Annotated in this window: 17 protein-coding genes and 1 pseudogene; 7 read left to right on the top strand and 11 right to left on the bottom strand. The window is 70.2% G+C overall.

The genetic code is table 11. The features are described 5' to 3' along the window. Positions 1 to 28 precede the first annotated feature (28 nt). Genes OVA02_RS14300 through OVA02_RS14315 form a run of 4 tightly spaced genes read left to right on the top strand, consistent with a single transcriptional unit; the run spans position 29 to position 4,096 of the window. Positions 29 to 1,114 (top strand): glycosyltransferase family 4 protein, encoded by a 1,086-nt coding sequence (locus OVA02_RS14300; RefSeq protein WP_255350797.1) that lies wholly within the window; start codon positions 29 to 31, stop codon positions 1,112 to 1,114. After that, the gene (locus OVA02_RS14305) at positions 1,111 to 2,013 is read left to right on the top strand and encodes a glycosyltransferase family 2 protein (RefSeq protein ID WP_082460295.1); all 903 of its coding nucleotides are present in this window, start codon (positions 1,111 to 1,113) and stop codon (positions 2,011 to 2,013) included. The genes OVA02_RS14300 and OVA02_RS14305 overlap by 4 nt, the downstream gene beginning before the upstream one ends. After that, entirely contained in the window at positions 2,010 to 3,140 is a 1,131-nt protein-coding gene (locus OVA02_RS14310) for a glycosyltransferase family 2 protein (RefSeq protein WP_056046347.1), read from the top strand. Before OVA02_RS14305 ends, OVA02_RS14310 begins: the two co-directional genes overlap by 4 nt. After that, complete coding sequence (locus tag OVA02_RS14315; RefSeq protein ID WP_056046349.1) at positions 3,137 to 4,096, top strand: hypothetical protein; 960 nt, start codon at positions 3,137 to 3,139, stop codon at positions 4,094 to 4,096. Before OVA02_RS14310 ends, OVA02_RS14315 begins: the two co-directional genes overlap by 4 nt. A 91-nt stretch (positions 4,097 to 4,187) precedes the next feature. Here the strand turns inward: OVA02_RS14315 and rfbA are convergent, their stop codons facing one another. The 4 genes from rfbA to OVA02_RS14335 form a co-directional block, all read right to left on the bottom strand. Beyond that, positions 4,188 to 5,051: a glucose-1-phosphate thymidylyltransferase RfbA gene (rfbA, locus tag OVA02_RS14320; RefSeq protein ID WP_056046351.1), complete on the bottom strand. Its 864-nt coding sequence runs from the start codon at positions 5,049 to 5,051 to the stop codon at positions 4,188 to 4,190. Between the two features lies 1 nt (position 5,052). Further along, the gene (locus OVA02_RS14325) at positions 5,053 to 5,679 is read right to left on the bottom strand and encodes a dTDP-4-dehydrorhamnose 3,5-epimerase family protein (RefSeq protein WP_056046354.1); all 627 of its coding nucleotides are present in this window, start codon (positions 5,677 to 5,679) and stop codon (positions 5,053 to 5,055) included. Positions 5,680 to 5,749: 70 nt separating this feature from the next. Next, on the bottom strand, positions 5,750 to 5,980 hold the full coding sequence (locus OVA02_RS14330) for a hypothetical protein (protein WP_056046357.1): 231 nt from the start codon (positions 5,978 to 5,980) through the stop codon (positions 5,750 to 5,752). Between the two features lie 15 nt (positions 5,981 to 5,995). Continuing rightward, positions 5,996 to 6,886: a M15 family metallopeptidase gene (locus OVA02_RS14335; RefSeq protein WP_082460296.1), complete on the bottom strand. Its 891-nt coding sequence runs from the start codon at positions 6,884 to 6,886 to the stop codon at positions 5,996 to 5,998. A 148-nt stretch (positions 6,887 to 7,034) separates the two neighbouring features. Between OVA02_RS14335 and rfbB the strand changes: the two genes are divergently transcribed. The 3 genes and pseudogenes from rfbB to OVA02_RS14350 all read left to right on the top strand — a co-directional run bounded on the left by rfbB (position 7,035) and on the right by OVA02_RS14350 (position 10,023). Then, complete coding sequence (rfbB, locus tag OVA02_RS14340; RefSeq protein WP_056046361.1) at positions 7,035 to 8,018, top strand: dTDP-glucose 4,6-dehydratase; 984 nt, start codon at positions 7,035 to 7,037, stop codon at positions 8,016 to 8,018. A 30-nt stretch (positions 8,019 to 8,048) separates the two neighbouring features. After that, positions 8,049 to 8,909 (top strand): annotated as a pseudogene (rfbD, locus tag OVA02_RS14345) (dTDP-4-dehydrorhamnose reductase); the annotation flags it as partial. After that, positions 8,884 to 10,023: a glycosyltransferase family 4 protein gene (locus OVA02_RS14350; RefSeq protein ID WP_056046366.1), complete on the top strand. Its 1,140-nt coding sequence runs from the start codon at positions 8,884 to 8,886 to the stop codon at positions 10,021 to 10,023. The pseudogene rfbD and the gene OVA02_RS14350, both read left to right, overlap by 26 nt. A 110-nt stretch (positions 10,024 to 10,133) precedes the next feature. On the opposite strand, the gene OVA02_RS14355 is transcribed toward OVA02_RS14350, so the two are convergent. The 7 genes from OVA02_RS14355 to OVA02_RS14385 form a co-directional block, all read right to left on the bottom strand. Next, positions 10,134 to 11,426, bottom strand: a complete 1,293-nt coding sequence (locus OVA02_RS14355; protein WP_192123163.1) for an LCP family protein — start codon at positions 11,424 to 11,426, stop codon at positions 10,134 to 10,136. Positions 11,427 to 11,473: 47 nt separating this feature from the next. Then, complete coding sequence (gene purE, locus OVA02_RS14360; protein WP_200412284.1) at positions 11,474 to 11,941, bottom strand: 5-(carboxyamino)imidazole ribonucleotide mutase; 468 nt, start codon at positions 11,939 to 11,941, stop codon at positions 11,474 to 11,476. An 86-nt stretch (positions 11,942 to 12,027) separates the two neighbouring features. Then, on the bottom strand, positions 12,028 to 13,167 hold the full coding sequence (locus OVA02_RS14365) for a 5-(carboxyamino)imidazole ribonucleotide synthase (protein WP_056046370.1): 1,140 nt from the start codon (positions 13,165 to 13,167) through the stop codon (positions 12,028 to 12,030). Beyond that, positions 13,164 to 13,640, bottom strand: coding sequence for a hypothetical protein (locus OVA02_RS14370; RefSeq protein WP_056046371.1), 477 nt, complete (start codon positions 13,638 to 13,640; stop codon positions 13,164 to 13,166). Before OVA02_RS14370 ends, OVA02_RS14365 begins: the two co-directional genes overlap by 4 nt. A 98-nt stretch (positions 13,641 to 13,738) precedes the next feature. Next, entirely contained in the window at positions 13,739 to 15,043 is a 1,305-nt protein-coding gene (locus OVA02_RS14375) for a UDP-glucose dehydrogenase family protein (protein ID WP_123570451.1), read from the bottom strand. 28 nt (positions 15,044 to 15,071) lie between these two features. After that, positions 15,072 to 15,620: a PH domain-containing protein gene (locus OVA02_RS14380; RefSeq protein ID WP_267658722.1), complete on the bottom strand. Its 549-nt coding sequence runs from the start codon at positions 15,618 to 15,620 to the stop codon at positions 15,072 to 15,074. Positions 15,621 to 15,624: 4 nt separating this feature from the next. Next, positions 15,625 to 16,404, bottom strand: a complete 780-nt coding sequence (locus OVA02_RS14385) for a biotin--[acetyl-CoA-carboxylase] ligase (RefSeq protein ID WP_267658723.1) — start codon at positions 16,402 to 16,404, stop codon at positions 15,625 to 15,627. Positions 16,405 to 16,433 lie beyond the last annotated feature (29 nt).

A 16,433-nucleotide genomic window follows, 5' to 3' on the forward strand; every position in this document is an offset into this window, starting at 1 on the left:
GGGGACGGTCCTGCTCGACGCGACGTCCATCCCTCCGACCAAGGGCGGCGTCGCGCGATACATCGCCGGGCTCCTGACGGGTCTCGGCGAGACGGGAACGGTCGTCACGGTCGTGGTCAAGCCCGACGATCTCGACTGGCTCCGCGAGCAGGCACCGACCCACCGCTACGTCGCGGCTCCGTCGCTGGTGTCCCGTCGGCCGATGCGGCTCGCCTGGGAACAGATCGCCCTCCCGGTCCTGGCCCACCGCCTCGGCGTCCAGACCCTCCACTCGCCCCACTACACGTTCCCGATTGTCCTCAGCCGACGCACGGTGGTCACCCTGCACGACGCGACCTTCTTCAGCAGCCCCGGCGACCACTCCATGGGCAAGCGGCGTTTCTTCTCCGTGTGGACGAAGGCTGCTCGACGTCGGGCACGTGCGGTCGTCGTGCCCAGCGCCAGCACGGCGGCCGAACTCGACCGTCACGTCGGCCCGTCGAGGGCACCCGTCGTCGTCGCGCACCACGGGGTCGACCGGGCGGTCTTCCACGCTCCGTCGACCGACCAGGTCCGGGCGTTCGCCGAGGTGAACGGGCTGACGACCGACCCGGGGTGGATCGCCTTCCTCGGGACGGTGGAACCCCGCAAGAGCGTGCCGTCCCTCATCGAGGCCCACCGCCTCCTCGGGCCCGACGCTCCTCCGCTCCTCGTCGCCGGTGGTCTGGGCTGGGACGCGGACGCCGCGCGGACCTTGACCGAGGCGGGCAACCGTCCCGGAGCAGCGCTCCGGCACCTCGGCTACCTCCCCCTCGACGACCTCTCCGCCTTCCTGGGCGGGGCGAGCGTCGTGGCGTACCCCAGCACGGGCGAAGGGTTCGGGTTGCCCGTGCTCGAGGCGATGGCTACGGGCGCTGCCGTCCTGACGACGCGGTCGACGGCTCTGCCCGAGGTCGGTGGCGACGCCGTCGCCTACGCCGAGGCGACCGTCACCTCGCTCAGGACGGCGTTGTCGGCGTTGCTCTCCTCACCCGACGAGCGGTCCCGCCTCGGTGCCCTGGCACGAGAACGTGCCACACTCTTCACCTGGGCGCGGTGCGCGCTCGCGCACGACGAGGCCTACACGACACCATGACCACCCCCACCCGTTCCGACGAGCCCACCGTGGCGATCGTCACGGTCAGCTACAACTCCGGCCGCTACCTGAGCGCTTTCCTCGCGTCGACCGAGTCCGCCTCGGCGGAGCCGACCCGTCTGGTCGTCGCCGACAACGCGTCGAACGACGTCGAAGCGGCCCGGACGACGACCGAGGGCGCCGGTGGTCGTTTCGTCGAGGTCGGGGCGAATCGCGGCTACGGCACGGCGGTCAACCGGGCCGTCACCCACCTGCCGAGTTCGGTCCACCACGTCCTGATCTCGAATCCCGACGTCGTCCTCGCCCCCGGCGTCGTCGACGTCCTGCTCGACACCCTCCGCTCCGGCGACGACATCGCCGCGGTCGGCCCGGCGATCGTCGAAGCCGACGGTGAGCCCTACCCCTCCGCTCGACAGATCCCCTCGTTGCGAACAGGCCTCGGTCACGCGCTGTTCGCGAACCTCTGGCCGACGAACCCCTGGTCTCGCTCGTACCGGCGCGAAGGCGAGCACGAGGCCCGGCGCGACACCGGCTGGCTCTCCGGTGCCTGCCTACTCGTGCGTCGCGACGTGTTCGACGAGTTAGGAGGGTTCGACGAGCGCTACTTCATGTACTTCGAAGACGTCGACCTGGGCTATCGCATCGGCCTCTCCGGCCGCCGGAGCGTCTACGAGCCCGCCGCCACCGTCGTCCACGTCGGCGCCCACTCGACGCGCGAGTCGTCGGACGCGATGCGACGTGAGCACCACCGCAGCGCCTACCGTTTCCTCGCGTCGAAGTACCGCGCGTGGTACCTCTGGCCCGTCCGCGCCGCACTCCGCGTCGCTCTCGAGGCTCGCTTCCGGCTCGGCGGGCTCCCCCGCCGGGCGTCCACCCCGAACCCGACGGGAAAACGATGACGCTGGCAGTCACCGCCATGGTCCGCGACGAGGCGGACATCATCCGCCGATGGGTCGATTACCACGTGGCTCAGGGCGTCGACGTGATCATCGTCACCGACAACGCCTCGACCGACGGCACCACAGAGATCCTCACCGAATTCGAGGCCGCAGGAACGATCGTCCTGCACCACGACCCCGAGCACCGGAAACAACAGGGTGCCGTCGTGACGCGCATGGCCCGAGAAGCCGCGACCGTCCACGGTGCCGACTGGGTCGTCAACGCCGACGCCGACGAGTTCCTGATCCCCCGGGACCGCTCGCTGCGGTTGGCCGACGTGTTCGCGCGACTCGACACCGGCCTGGGCTCGTTCTCGGTGCCGGTCGTCAACATGGTCGGGCCCGTCGCGCTCGACGGTCCCGGCATCGACCGGCTCGTGTGGCGTGACGAACGCACCAACGACGAACTCCGGGCGGTCGGCGTGCTCGCCCAGCCGACCACCAACGCGGTCCACGTCGCCGACGCCGACGTCACCGTCGCACAGGGCAACCACGTGGTGAGCATCGCCAGCACAGGTGCACCTGCGCAGGGGCTCGAACTCGAGGTGCTCCACCTTCCGTGGCGCTCCTGGACGCAGTTCCGGCGCAAGGTCGAGAGCGCAGGACTCGGGTACCTCGCCAGCCCTCATCTGACCCCCAGTCCCAATCACCACGGCATGCGCGACTACCGTCGCCTGCTCGACGGCACGCTCCTGTCCTACTACGCCGCCCGGCACGTGACGGATGCCGAGGCCGCCGAGGGTCCGTTCCGCCTCGATCGCTCGCTCGTCGAGTTCCTCGCGGTGGTGCCGCCCTCCGGCCCCTACCCGCCCGACGTCCCGTTCACCGAGCCGGTCGACCGGTACCTCGGCGGGCTCGGCCGTTCGCTCGTCGGCCGCGACGAACAGATCTCCCGGCAGGAGGCGCGGCTCGACCAGGCCGCGCAGGCCCTCTCGGACGCCGAGGACGAGGCCGCTCGACTCCGTCGACACGCCGCCGGGTTGGAGGACGAGCTCGCTCGCACGCGTGCGGAGGTCGGGGCGATGAAGAACCGCCGGATCGTCAAGCTCGTCGACGGAGTCCGCGAACGAACCCGACGCACGAGATGAACCGTCGGTTCCGCCGCGCGTCCCGAGCGGTCGCCCGGATGCTGCGCGTCGAGCGCGTCTACGACCGTGGCCTCCGATCCGCACGCGTGGCGGCCGAACGACGACGGGACAGCCGTTGGCAGGCCGTCATCGGCGAGTTCCTGCGAACGGGCGTCTCGGTGTCGACCAGTGGCGCCTGGGGCCGCCCCGACTCGGCCGGCATCCCGATGGTCATGTGCCTGTGGAACCGACCGGACCGGCTGCCTCACGTGCTCGACATGCTCGCGGCACTCGACGCCGAGCGTCCGGTCCGCCTCCTCCTGTGGAACAACAACGCGGCCGACGCGGCTCGCTACGCAGAAGCCGTCCGTGGCGCCGCGACTGGGAGCCTGGTCAGCGTGGATCTGGTCCAGAGCCCGGTGAACATCGGCGGTCTCGCCCGCTTCGTCGCCGCCCGTCTGTTGTGGAACGCCGGGTACCGCGGACCGGTCGTGATGTTGGACGACGACCAGGACGTCTCATCCCGTTTCGTCACGGATCTCCTGGCGGACTACGAGTCCCGATCCGTGGTCTCCTGGTGGGCCTTCAGTCAGCACGGATCGTACTGGGCCCGCGCCGAGATCGCTCCGGGCTCCCCCGCCGACCACGCCGGCACGGGCGGCACGGTGTACGACTGCGAACTGGTGTCGGACGACGCGTTCTTCGCTCGCCTCCCCCGCCGGTTCGCGTTCCTCGAGGATCAGTGGATGTCGTTCTTCGCACACGCCAAGGGCTGGCGTGTCGTCAAGGCGCGTACCGACATCAGCCTCGTGTCCGAGGAGTTGAACCAGTACCACGCCCTCAAACCCTTGAAGGACGTCTTCTACCATTTCCAACGACAGGTGGGACCGGCCTACGTCGTGGGCAGCGTCCGTCGGTCCGGCTGGGGCGACGGTCGGCTCCGGTCAGGTGGAGCGGCTCCGTCTCGAGCCAGCTGAGGCGTGAGGCCGGCCACACGACGACCGACGACACGAGACCGACCGGAACCCTCCGGTCGGTCTCGTGTCGTCGGTGGTCGGCGAGCCGACGTCAGTCGGCGAGGAGCTTCTGCAAGTAGAGACCGTATCCGCTCTTGGCGAGCGGAGCAGCCAACGCGGCCAGGTGCTCGTCGTCGATCCACCCGTTGCGCCAGGCGATCTCCTCGATGCAGCCGATCTTGTGACCCTGGCGATCCTCGATCACCCTGACGTATTCGGACGCCTGCATCATCGACTCGAAGGTGCCGGTGTCGAGCCACGCGGTGCCGCGGTCGAGGACCTGTACCTGCAGTTCGCCGGCCTCGAGGTAACGCTCGTTGACGGTCGAGATCTCGAGCTCTCCCCGAGCACTCGGCTCGATGGTCTTCGCGATCCCGACGACGGCGTTGTCGTAGAAGTAGAGACCGGGGACGGCGAAGTTGCTCTTCGGTGCCAGGGGCTTCTCCTCGATGGAGACGGCCTTGAACGCCTCGTCGAACTCGACGACCCCATAGGCCTTGGGATCGGCGACGTGGTAGGCGAAGATCGTCGCGCCCTGGACGTCGGCGTTCTTCTTGAGGTTCGAGCCGAGTCCGACGCCGTGGAAGATGTTGTCGCCGAGGACCAGGGCGACGCTGTCGTCGCCGATGAAGTCCTCGCCGATGACGAATGCCTGGGCCAGGCCGTCGGGCGATGGCTGAACGGCGTACTCGATGGTCATGCCCAGCTGCGACCCGTCGCCGAGCAGTGCCCGGAACTGGTCGTTGTACTCGGGCGTGGTGATGACGAGCACCTCGTGGATGCCTGCCATCATCAGGGTCGACAAGGGGTAGTAGACCATCGGCTTGTCGTAGATGGGCATGAGCTGCTTGGAGATGCCCTTGGTGATCGGCCAGAGACGCGTGCCGGACCCGCCGGCGAGGATGATGCCCTTCATGTCATTCGCCCTCTCCGGCGGCGTGTGCCGCATCCAAGGACGCATAGTAGGCGCGCATGTCGTCCCACGTCGGCAGGAGCCCGGCGACCGCCGCCTCGGCCAGCGTCGGCGCAGAGGTGTCCTTCGGTGAGAGCAGGGGCTCACCGGCACCCTCGGGGAAGACGAGGCCGATCTCGGGGTCGAGGGGGTCGATCCCGTGTTCGCGCTCGGCGTGGAACGTGTCGGAGACCAGGTAGCTGACCGTCGCATCGTCGGTCAGCGCGACGAACGCGTGCCCCAGGCCCTCGGACAGGTAGATGGCGCGCCGGTCGACGTCGTCGAGGAGCACGGAGTCCCATTGGCCGTAGGTGGCGGAGCCCACCCGGATGTCGATCACGTAGTCGAGGACCGCACCATGCGTCGCGGTGACGTACTTGGCCTGGCCGAGCGGGACGTCGGCGAAGTGGATGCCTCGGACGACACCGCGCTTCGAGACGGAGGTGTTGGCTTGACGAAGCTGGACGGGGTGCCCGACCACCTCGGCGAGCTTGTCGAAGCGGTACCACTCGAGGAAGACGCCCCGGTCGTCACCGAACTGCTTCGGGGTGATCTCGTAGCTGTCTGGGATCTTCAGTTCGCGGATCTGCACCGGGGCAGCTTACCAAGAGCCGGCGCGGGGCACGGAAGCGCCGATCGCGGCTCGCGCACTGCAGCCCCGGTCACCGCCGCGAGTAGTCCGCGTTGGTCTTGAGCTCGGAGCGTGGGATGGACAACGACGCGAGGATGTCGTAGAACCCCTGGCCGTTGATGTCTCGTGGTGCCATGCCGACGGCACGCAGGGCGGTGACCGTCGACTCGGTGGTCACGTGCCGCAGCATGCGTGGCGCCACGACGCAGACGTAGCCCCGGCCGACCTCGGGCAGGTTGTCGTAGCAGTGCAGGACGAGCATGTTTTCTCCTAGAGGTCAGGGACGCCAGTAGTCGGCGTTGGTCGTGAGCGCAGAACGTGGGATGGACATCGCGTCGAGCAAGCCCTCGAAGTCTCGTCGGGAGACCACGTCGAAGTAGGGGATGCCGACGGCTCGGACGGCGTTCACCTGCCCGATCGTGGTGAAGTGACGCAAGGACCGCATGCCCAGGAGAGCCGTGTAGCTCGTCCCGACCCCGGGCATGGACTCCGGGACGCGGACCGCGACGAGCCCGGACGTGTCGCGGACCGCCGATGCAGGACCCGGGTACGCCGCCACGTAGTCGAAGTGCCAGGCCTCGGGCCGGGAGAACGTGTTGCCCGTCGGCGCCCAGCCGTATCGCCCGCAGTTCGCGTCCATCCACCGCTTCGCCGACGACCCCGCCGCGTCGACCCCGGCGCCGAAGTCGCAGGAGATGCCCCAACCGTGGTTCGAGGTGCCCGGATAGGCGGCCAGGTTGCCGGTGCCCGCCTGGTAGCGGTTCCAGTAGTCGACCTGACGGTCGTACGAGCGGTAGCCCTCGGTGATCTGCAGGGGACGGCCGACGGCCGCCTGGAAGGCGAGGCCCATCGCGAAGTACTGCCGAGCGGCGTCGTCCCGCAGGAAGCCCGATCCGCCTACCGACGCGGGCACGGGGACCAGGAGGCCCGACGGGATGCGGCCGTTGGCCTGGCCTCCCCACGCCTGGGTCGCGGCCTGCGCGAGAGCCGACTCGATCGTCTGGACGCCGTCGGACGTCTCGCCGAGCGTCGTGGCGGCCCGACCGGACTGGGTCGAGAGCAGTCCCGAGGCACCCGCACCGGCGACGGCCGCGAGGCTCAGGAGCCCCCGGCGGCCGAGGACGGGGCCCAGGTCACGTGCCGAGGGCACAGAGGTTTCAGGGCGCATGGAACGACGTTTGCACGCCGGCCTGCCATCGGTCTACCCCCAGAGGCAGGGGGCACGTCCGCGTCGAGGGCCTCCGGACCACTCGGTCAGCCGTCCCCGTCGGCTAAGATCGACCGACTCTTCCGCGACCGACCTGCAAGGAACACCTGTGAAAATCCTCGTCACCGGCGGAGCCGGCTTCATCGGCTCCAACTTCGTCCGCCGCACGCTCGAAGACGCCTACCCGGGCCTCGAAGGGGCCGAGGTCGTCGTCCTCGACGCGCTCACCTACTCGGGCAACGAGGCCAACCTGGTGAGTGTCGCCGACTCCCCCCGTTACACGTTCGTCAAGGGCGACATCCGTGACGGCGCCCTGCTCGACACGCTCTTCCCCGAGGTCGACGCCGTCGTCCACTTCGCCGCAGAATCCCACGTCGACCGCTCGGTCCGCGACGCCTCGATCTTCGTCGAGACGAACGTGCTGGGAACGCAGCAGCTGCTCGACGCCGCCCTGCGCAACGACCTGAAGCGCTTCGTGCACGTCTCGACCGACGAGGTCTACGGCTCCATCGCCGAGGGCTCCTGGGCCGAGGACCGTCCGCTCGAACCCAACTCGCCCTACTCCGCCTCGAAGGCCGGGAGCGACCTGCTCGCCCGCAGCTACCACCGCACCCACGGCCTCAACGTCTCCATCACGCGCTGCAGCAACAACTACGGCCCGTACCACTTCCCCGAGAAGGTCATCCCGCTCTTCGTCACGAACCTGATCGACGACGTCCACGTGCCGCTCTACGGCGAGGGCAACAACATCCGCGACTGGCTGCACGTCGACGACCACACCCGTGGCATCGCCATGGTGCTCGTCGGTGGTCGCGCCGGAGAGATCTACAACATCGGCGGCGGCACCGAGCTCACCAACAAAGAACTCACCGAGATGCTGCTCGAGGCAACCGGCAAGGACTGGTCCTACGTCGACCGCGTCCAGGACCGTCTGGGCCACGACCTGAGGTACTCCGTCGACATCTCGAAGATCCGCGACGAGCTCGGCTACGAGCCCCAGGTGCCCTTCGAGAAGGGTCTCGCCGAGGTCGTCCAGTGGTACCGCGACAACCGCGAGTGGTGGCAGCCGCTCAAAGAGCGCGCCGCTCTCTGATGGCCGCCGCCCAGAACTCCAAGTACCTCGGTCACCGGGGCCCGGGGCATGCTCGGCACCGACCTGCTCGAAGCGCTCTTCGGGCGAGACGTCACGGTCCTCGGCCGTGCCGACCTCGACGTGACCGACCGGGATGCCGTCTTCGCCGCCGTCCAGGGACACGACGTCGTCATCAACGCCGCCGCGTACACCGCCGTGGACGCGGCCGAGACCGACGAAGAAACCGCATTGGCCGTCAACGGCACCGCCGCCGGTCTGTTGGCCGAGGCGACGGCATCCGTCGGGGCGAAGCTCGTCCAGGTCTCGACCGACTACGTCTTCGACGGCGACGCCGCATCGCCCTATGCCGAGGACGCCACGATCGCGCCGGTCAGCGCCTACGGCCGCACCAAGGCCGAGGGAGAGAAGCTCGCCCTCGCCGCCAACCCGGAGGGCACCTTCATCGTGCGCACGGCGTGGCTGTACGGTGCCCACGGGGGCAACTTCGCGAAGACGATGGTCAAGCTCGCGGGCTCACACGACACCGTCAAGGTCGTCGACGACCAACTCGGCCAGCCGACCTGGACGGCCGACCTCGCGGCCCAGATCGTCGCGCTGCTCGACTCCGACGCTCCGGCCGGCGTGTACCACGGCACCAACTCCGGCAGTACGAGCTGGTTCGAGTTCGCCCGGGCCGTCTTCGACGAAGCCGGACTCGATCCGGCCAGGGTCCTGCCGACGGACAGCTCCACCTTCGTCCGTCCCGCACCGAGACCGAGCTACAGCGTCCTCGGCCACGACGCGTGGGCACGGGCCGGCTTGACGCCCATGCGTCCGTGGAGAGAAGCGCTGGCCGAGGCCGCGAGCAGGGGAGTGTTGCAGACCGATGACCACGCTGCGAGTAGTCGTTGACCAGATCCTGGCTCCCATCCCCGGAGGCATCGGGCGCTACACGGAAGAGTTGACCCGAGCCCTCGTCGAGACGGCCCCCCGCGGCTGCGACGTCGAGGGTGTCGTGGCGGCCCACCCACAGACCGACTACGACCGGTTGACGGATCTGCTCCCGGGGCTGTCCCGTGTCGCCAAGTCGCCACTCGGTCGCCGTGAGTTGTCGCTGGCGTGGCAGGGCGGCGTCGTCGGCCTTCCCGGCCGGGGGATGGTCCACGCGACCAGCCTGCTCGCTCCCCTCTACCGTCACGACCGCGCACTCGACCCGGGAACGCAGACCGTCGTCACGATCCACGACACGGTGCCGTGGACCCACCCCGAGACCCTCACCCCTCGTGGCGTCCGCTGGCACAAGGCGATGACCAAGCGGGCCTTCAAGCACGCCGACGGCGTCGTCGTACCGACGCACAGCGTCGCTCGCGAGCTCTCCGAGCTGTTCCCCTTCGGCGACCGCCTGCGCGTCATCGGCGGCGCCGTGAGCCCCAAGCTCGCCGTCCCCGCGGACGCCGACGAGGTCGCCGATGCCCTGGACCTTCCCGAACGGTACGCCCTCAGCGTCGGCACCCTCGAACCGCGCAAGGGCCTCGAGCCCCTCATCCGGGCCCTCGCACACCCCGACGCCCCCGACCTGCCTCTGCTGATCGTCGGCCCCGAAGGATGGGGAGACGTCAAGGTGGCCGACCTGGTCGCCGCGGCAGGGCTCCCCGCCGACAAGGTCCGCACGATGGGCTTCGTGTCGGACGAGCAGCTCGCCGTCCTGTTGCAGCGCGCGTCCGTCTTCGTGTTCCCCAGTCTCGCCGAGGGGTTCGGGCTGCCCGTCGTCGAGGCGTTCAGCCTGGGCACGCCCACCATCGTCTCGGATGCCCCCGCCCTCCTCGAGGTCGCAGCGGACGCGGCAGTCAGCGTGCCGCGGGAAGACTCCGCCGGCTACCCGGAGCGTCTCGCCCAGGCCATGTTCCAGGTCGTCTCCGACGTCGAACTGTCGACCCGTCTCGGCATCGCCGGGATCGACCGAGCGCGCGCCTTCAGCTGGCGGGACTCGGCCGACAAGGTGTGGCAGCTGCACGCCGACCTCTGAGCAACCCTGAGGCCCGGGTCACGACGCGCGTGACCCGCGCCGCAGGTGGGCGCCTCCTCACCCGGTCGGCTTCCGCCGATCGGCCTCGACGCACGGCCTGAGACGGGTCGTCAGGGTGCGGTGACGGACGTCGTGGCCTGCGCCACCGCGGTGCGCATCGCGTCGTAGTCCGGGTAGACGTTGTCGTAGGTGGGCGGCACGAGTTCGAGGCTCGTGATCTGCTGCGACTTCGCCTCGACGGCCAGGTCGACGAAGGCGGCCAGGGCACCCTGCGGGATGTCGGTGTCGACGGTCTGCACACCGGCCGACGCGACCGCCTGGAACTTCGACAGCACCGTCGCCGGCTGGAACTGGGACAGGAGCGCCTGCTGCACCTCGCGCTGACGAGCCATGCGGTCGTAGTCGCTGGTACCGTGCCGTGCCCTGGCGTACCAGAGGGCGTGGTACCCGTCGAGCTTCTGATCACCGGGCTCGATCCAGCCGTCGACGTTGATCGGCTGACCGTTGCCGTCGACGCCTCCGTTGATCGGGATGCGCTGCTGCACGTCGACCTGGATGCCACCGAGCGCGTCAATGAGGTCGACGAAGCCCTGCATGTCGATGAGGGCGTAGTACTGCACCGTCAGGCCCGTGATGCCCTCGACGGCGTCGCGCATCGCCTCGACCCCGGCGTTGCTGCCCCTCGACTCGGCATCGGGGTAGAGGTCGGGATGCTCTTCCCCGTAGGTGTACAGGAAGCTCACGAGGCAGTCGTCGCCGCAGTCGTAGCCGTCGGGGTAGTCGCCGTACAGCGGTGATCCCGCGACGAAGGGCGCGTCGTACAGGTTCCGCGGGATTCCCACGATGGTGGTCGCACCGGTCTCGGCGTCGATGCTGGCGACCGAGATGCTGTCGGGACGCAGCCCCGTGCGGTCGGCCCCCGCATCACCGCCGAGCAACATGATGTTGTAGCGACCGTCCACAGGAGGTGCGGCGTCGGCCCTCGAGGTGAAGAGACTGTTCAGCAGACCGTGCTGCACCCCGGCGAGGTAGGCCCCGTAGGCGGCGGGCCCGACGGTCAGCACCATCAAGAGCACCATCGCTCCGGCGAGGAATCCCCGCGCCGAGGGGGCCGTCCGGACGATGCGGGCCAAGCGCAACGTGTCGACGGTCAGCACCACCCACAACACCGCGTAGTACGCGAGGAAGACCTGGACGATCGTCAGGGCGACGACGTTGGTCGCGATCTCGATCAGGGGCGAGCGGAAGGCGAACGCCAGGACGATGACGACGACCGCGACCGCCCAGAAGACGAGGGTGGAGGCGAGCCCCCATCGCCCGAGTCGGCGGTTGCCCGCGAGCACCTGGGCCGAGCCGGGCACGACCACGTTCAACAGGACGAGCACCCACGCTCGCTTCGTCATGAAGGGCTCGGAGGTGGCGTCGGGGTGACGCACGGGCAGGGACGTGCTCACAGTGATCGGCGCAGGTCGGCGTTCTTCTGCTCGACCAGACCGGCGAGGGACTCGGCGTGGCGGGCCAAGCGCTCGGCGACGGCCGGGTCGTGCGTGCCGATGATGCGGGCCGCGAGCAGGCCGGCGTTGACCGAGCCACCGATCGACACGGTCGCGACAGGGATGCCCGCCGGCATCTGCACGATCGAGAGCAACGAGTCCAGACCGTCGAGCTTGGCCAGCGCGACCGGCACGCCGACCACGGGAAGGGTCGTCACCGAGGCGATCATGCCGGGCAGGTGCGCTGCTCCCCCGGCCCCGGCGATGACGACGGACAGTCCTCGACCGGCGGCGTCTCGACCGAAGGCGATCATCTTGTCGGGCGTGCGGTGCGCCGAGACGACCTCGACCTCGTGCGGGATGCCCAGCTCGGACAAGATCGTCGACGCGCCCTGCATGGTGGGCCAGTCGCTGTCGGAGCCCATGACGATGGCGACCTTCGCGGGTACGGCGGGGTCGTTCGGGCGCACGTCGGTGCTCTTCGGGTCGGACACGGACTAGAGGATAGCCGTCAGTCGGTGAAGAACTCGACAGCGGCGCGCGCCCGGAAGACGGCCTCGTCGAGGTCGTCGCCGACCACGGTGACGTGACCGACCTTCCGCCCGGGCCGCGGCTCCTTGCCGTAGTCGTGGACCTTGACCGCCGGCTGGTCGGCCATGAGAGCGGGGAGTCGGTCGGCCATCGACCCGGTCGCCGGTCCGCCGAGCACGTTCAGCATGACGCTCCACGGGCGGTGGCAGCCCGTGTCGCCCAGGGGCAGGTCGAGCACGGCCCGGAGGTGCTGTTCGAACTGGCTGGTGGTCGCCCCGTCGATCGTCCAGTGGCCGGTGTTGTGCGGCCGCATGGCGAGTTCGTTGATCAGCAGGCGCTCGTCGGTCGTCTCGAAGAGCTCGACGGCCAGGACCCCGGTGACGTCGAGCCGCTCGGCCACCGTCCGGGCGATCTCGTCGGCCAGGTCGGCCAGGCGACCGGCACTCGAGGGCGCCGGGGCGAAGACCTCGGAGCAGACCCCGTCGCGTTGGACGGTCTCGACGAGAGGCCACGGGACGATGTCGCCGCTCGGCCGACGGGCCACGAGCTGCGACAGCTCACGCCGGAACTCGACGAGCTCCTCGACGAGGAGCGCGCCTCCGTTGCCGTCCTCGGCCAGGGCTCCGAACCAGTCGTCGGCTTCGTGCGCGGCCGAGACCACGCGCACGCCTTTGCCGTCGTAACCGCCCCGCGCGGTCTTGACGACCGCCCGGCCTCCGTGGTCGGCGAGGAACGCCTCGAGCTCGGAGGCATCGTGGACGGCCGCCCAGTCCGGGACGGGCAGCCCGAGCTCGGTGAGCCGCTGACGCATGACGATCTTGTCCTGCGCGACGGCCAGCGCGGACGGCCCGGGGTGCACGGGCACACCCGCGTCGACGAGGGCGGCCAGGACCTGCTGGGGGACGTGCTCGTGGTCGAAGGTGACCACGTCGACCGTGCGGGCGAAATCGAGGACGACGTCGACGTCGTGGTAGTCACCCACCTGTGTCGCCGCCAGCCTGGCCGAACTGCCCTCGGCCTCGGCGAGGACGCTGATCTCGATGCCGAGGTGGACGGCGGGCGGGATCATCATGCGGGCGAGCTGGCCGCCACCGATCACGCCGACACGAAGAGCCGTCATCGGACGACCGTCCCGCTCAACTGCGGTGAGTCCGGAGTTCCACCGACCGTGCACCGGTACGTGACGTTGGCGACACCGACGTCGCCTCCTGTGTAGAGCCCGGCGACGTCGATGGTGCGCCCCCCGGGCCCCTGCACGAGGGTCTGCGACGAACGGTCGTTCCAGGTGTAGTCCGCGCCCTGCGACCTCGTGGCCTCGTTCCGACAGGCGTCGTAGGCGCGGGCGTCGGTCCAGCCGTCCGCCTGGTCGGACGGCACGGGGACAGGCGTCTCGACGGTGTCGTTCGGGTCGTCCGTCGGCGCCGTGGGGGCGACCGTCTCGGCCCCCGTGTCGGGAGCCGACGGTGATGCGGTCGACGTCGGGCTGAAGCTCGACACCGTCGGCGTCGGGTCGTCGTCGCCGCTCGTGCACGCGGAGAGGGTGAGGGCCAGGGCCCCGGCGGTCAGCATGGCGATGAGGGCCCGGTTCGTCATGCGGTCATCGTATCGGTGGCATCCGGCCGGGCGGCGTCGACCTGCCGGACGGGGCCCGGCACCGGCACGAGATCGCGCACCCACAGCTCGTCGCGAGGCTACGGTCGCCCGAGCCCCCGGAACTCGAACCCGGCCTCGCGCCACTCGGCGGGGTCGAACACGTTGCGCGCGTCGACGATGCGTCGCCGGGAGACGAGGGCGGCGACGTCGGCCGGACGCAGCGCCTTGAACTGCGTCCATTCGGTGAGGACCAACACGAGCTCGGCGTCGCGGAGGGCGGTGGGGACGTCCCCGACGTAGGTGAGGTCGGGAGCCAGCCGGGCGGCGGTCTCGTTGGCCTCGGGGTCGTGGACGACCACGTCGGCCCCGGCGGCGTGCAGTCGTCGGGCGACGTCGAGGGCCGGCGAGTCGCGGACGTCGTCGCTGTCGGGCTTGAACGCCACCCCGAGGACGGCGACGCGCGCACCGCGCACCTCGCCGAGCAACTCGCCCGCGAGCTCGACGACGCGGTCGCGGCGGCGCAGGTTGACGGCGTCGACGTCGGCGAGGAAGTCCAGGGACTCGAGCCCCAACTCGCGCGATCGGGCCCGGAACGCCCGGATGTCCTTCGGCAGGCACCCGCCGCCGAAGCCGAGGCCGGCGTTGAGGAACCGGCGGCCGATGCGGGCGTCGTGCCCGATCGCGTCGGCCAGCTGCGTCACGTCCGCACCGGTGGCCTCGGCGATCTCGGCCATCGCGTTGATGAACGAGATCTTCGTCGCGAGGAACGCGTTGGCCGAGACCTTCACCAGTTCGGCCGTCGCGTACCCGGTCACGAGCCGGGGCGTGCCCGTCGCCAGAGCCGTCGCGTAGACCTCGTCGAGCACGGCCGTCGCCCGCTCACCGGCGTCACCCTCGGGCACTCCGTAGACGAAGCGGTCGGGCGCGACGGTGTCGGCCACGGCGAAGCCCTCGCGGAGGAACTCGGGGTTCCAGGCCAGGTCGGCCCCGGAGGAGGCGCGGACCAGGTCGGCGAGTCGGCTCGCGGTGCCGACGGGAACGGTGGACTTGCCCACCACGAGGTCGCCGTCGGCGAGGTGGGGCAAGAGCCCCTGGACCGCGGCGTCGACGTAGGTGAGGTCGGCCGCGTCGCTGCCCGGGGTCTGCGGGGTGCCGACGGCGACGAAGTGGACCTGCGAACCGGCGGCGTCGGCCGGGTCGGTCGAGAACCGCAGTCGCCCCGAGTCGAGGGCCCGGCGGAGCGCCTCGGGCAGTCCGGGTTCGAAGAACGGGGCGTGACCCGACGAGAGCAGGGCGATCTTGCCCGGGTCGACGTCGATGCCGACCACGTCGTGCCCGAGGTCGGCCATGCACGCGGCGTGCACGGCTCCGAGGTAACCGCAACCGATGACTGAGATTCGCATTGTAATATCCTATATCACGCGAGCCGGATCAGATGACCCGGTCGTCGCCCCATGGGGTGGTGTCGGTGTGTCCGACGGACTGCTCGTGCTGGCGACGCTGCGCGACGCTGTTGAGGTTCGACTCCATCAGGTCGTGCAGGGTCGATTGGACGAGGTCGGCCGACGGCACGTCCCAGAGGACGAGCGGACGGTCGAGGCCGGTGTTGATCAGGACGTCTCCGCTGCGGAAGGCGCTCTGCACCGAGTTCTTGCGCACCGTGAGGTCGTAGCCGCGGCTGTGGAGCAACTCTTGACGAGTGCGCACGAACAGCCCCTTGCGCACGACGAGGCGACGCGAGGTGATGACGTAGCGCTTGCCGAGCCAGATCAGCACGGGCACCAACCAGAGCAGAACGATGAGGGCGACGGCCGCGCCCAGCACGACGTAGTTCTGCCAGGCGACGTCGAAGCGACCGCCGAAGTAGCCGGTCGCGGCGCAGATGCCGACGAGCCCGAGGGACGGCCAGAACAGCACGCGGGCGTGGGGACGCAGCCGCGCGACGACGTACTCGGTCGGCTGTGGTCCGTCGCTGCTCACAGGCTCATTCATACCGCAGATGCGTGACGTCACCCGAAGCGACGGCCGTCAGCCCGCCGGTCGAGGCGGAACGCACGACCAACCGGCCCGCCTCGTCGACGTCGACGGCCTCGCCCACGAGAGCCGCGCCTCCGGGGAGTTCGACGCGGACGTCGCGCCCCAGCGTCGCGCAGTGCGTGCGCACCAGCGACAGGGCGCCGCTCGCCACGGCGTCGCCCCGGGCAGCGGCGAGGTCGGCGACGAACCGGGCCAGACCGGAGACCCAGGCCGACAGCACGGCGTCGGCGAGCTCGTGAGCCGTGCCCCGCGCACCGTGCAGACCGAGCGACGTCGAGGTCGGCGTCGGCAGCTCACCGGCCGGCACCGTGAGGTTGACCCCGGCCCCCACGACCACGGCGCTCGCGTCGGGCCTCAGCTCGGCGAGCAGGCCGCAGACCTTTCCGCCGGCCACCTGCACGTCGTTGGGCCACTTCAGCGTGACGTCGCCACCCGGGAGCAGGCCCCGGACGGAGGCGCGCATCGCGACGCCGGCGAGGAGCGGCACCCAGCCGAGCGAGTCGACCGGCAGGTCGCCGCGGCGCAGCAGGACGCTCGCCGCGAGGGAACGACCGGGCGCGGTCTCCCACCGTCGACCGAGCCGGCCCCTCCCGGCGGACTGGTCGAGGGTCAGCCAGGTCGCCAGGTGCGGCTCGTCGACGGCGGCCAGCAGGTCGGCGTTGGTCGATCCGGTGGACTCGAGCACCACGAGACGGGGGCTGACGGACGCGCTGAGGGGGAAGTCCATCGGGTCAGCCTAGGCGGCCTCGGTTGACG

This window comes from Frigoribacterium sp. SL97, from assembly GCF_026625765.1.
GTDB lineage: Bacteria > Actinomycetota > Actinomycetes > Actinomycetales > Microbacteriaceae > Frigoribacterium.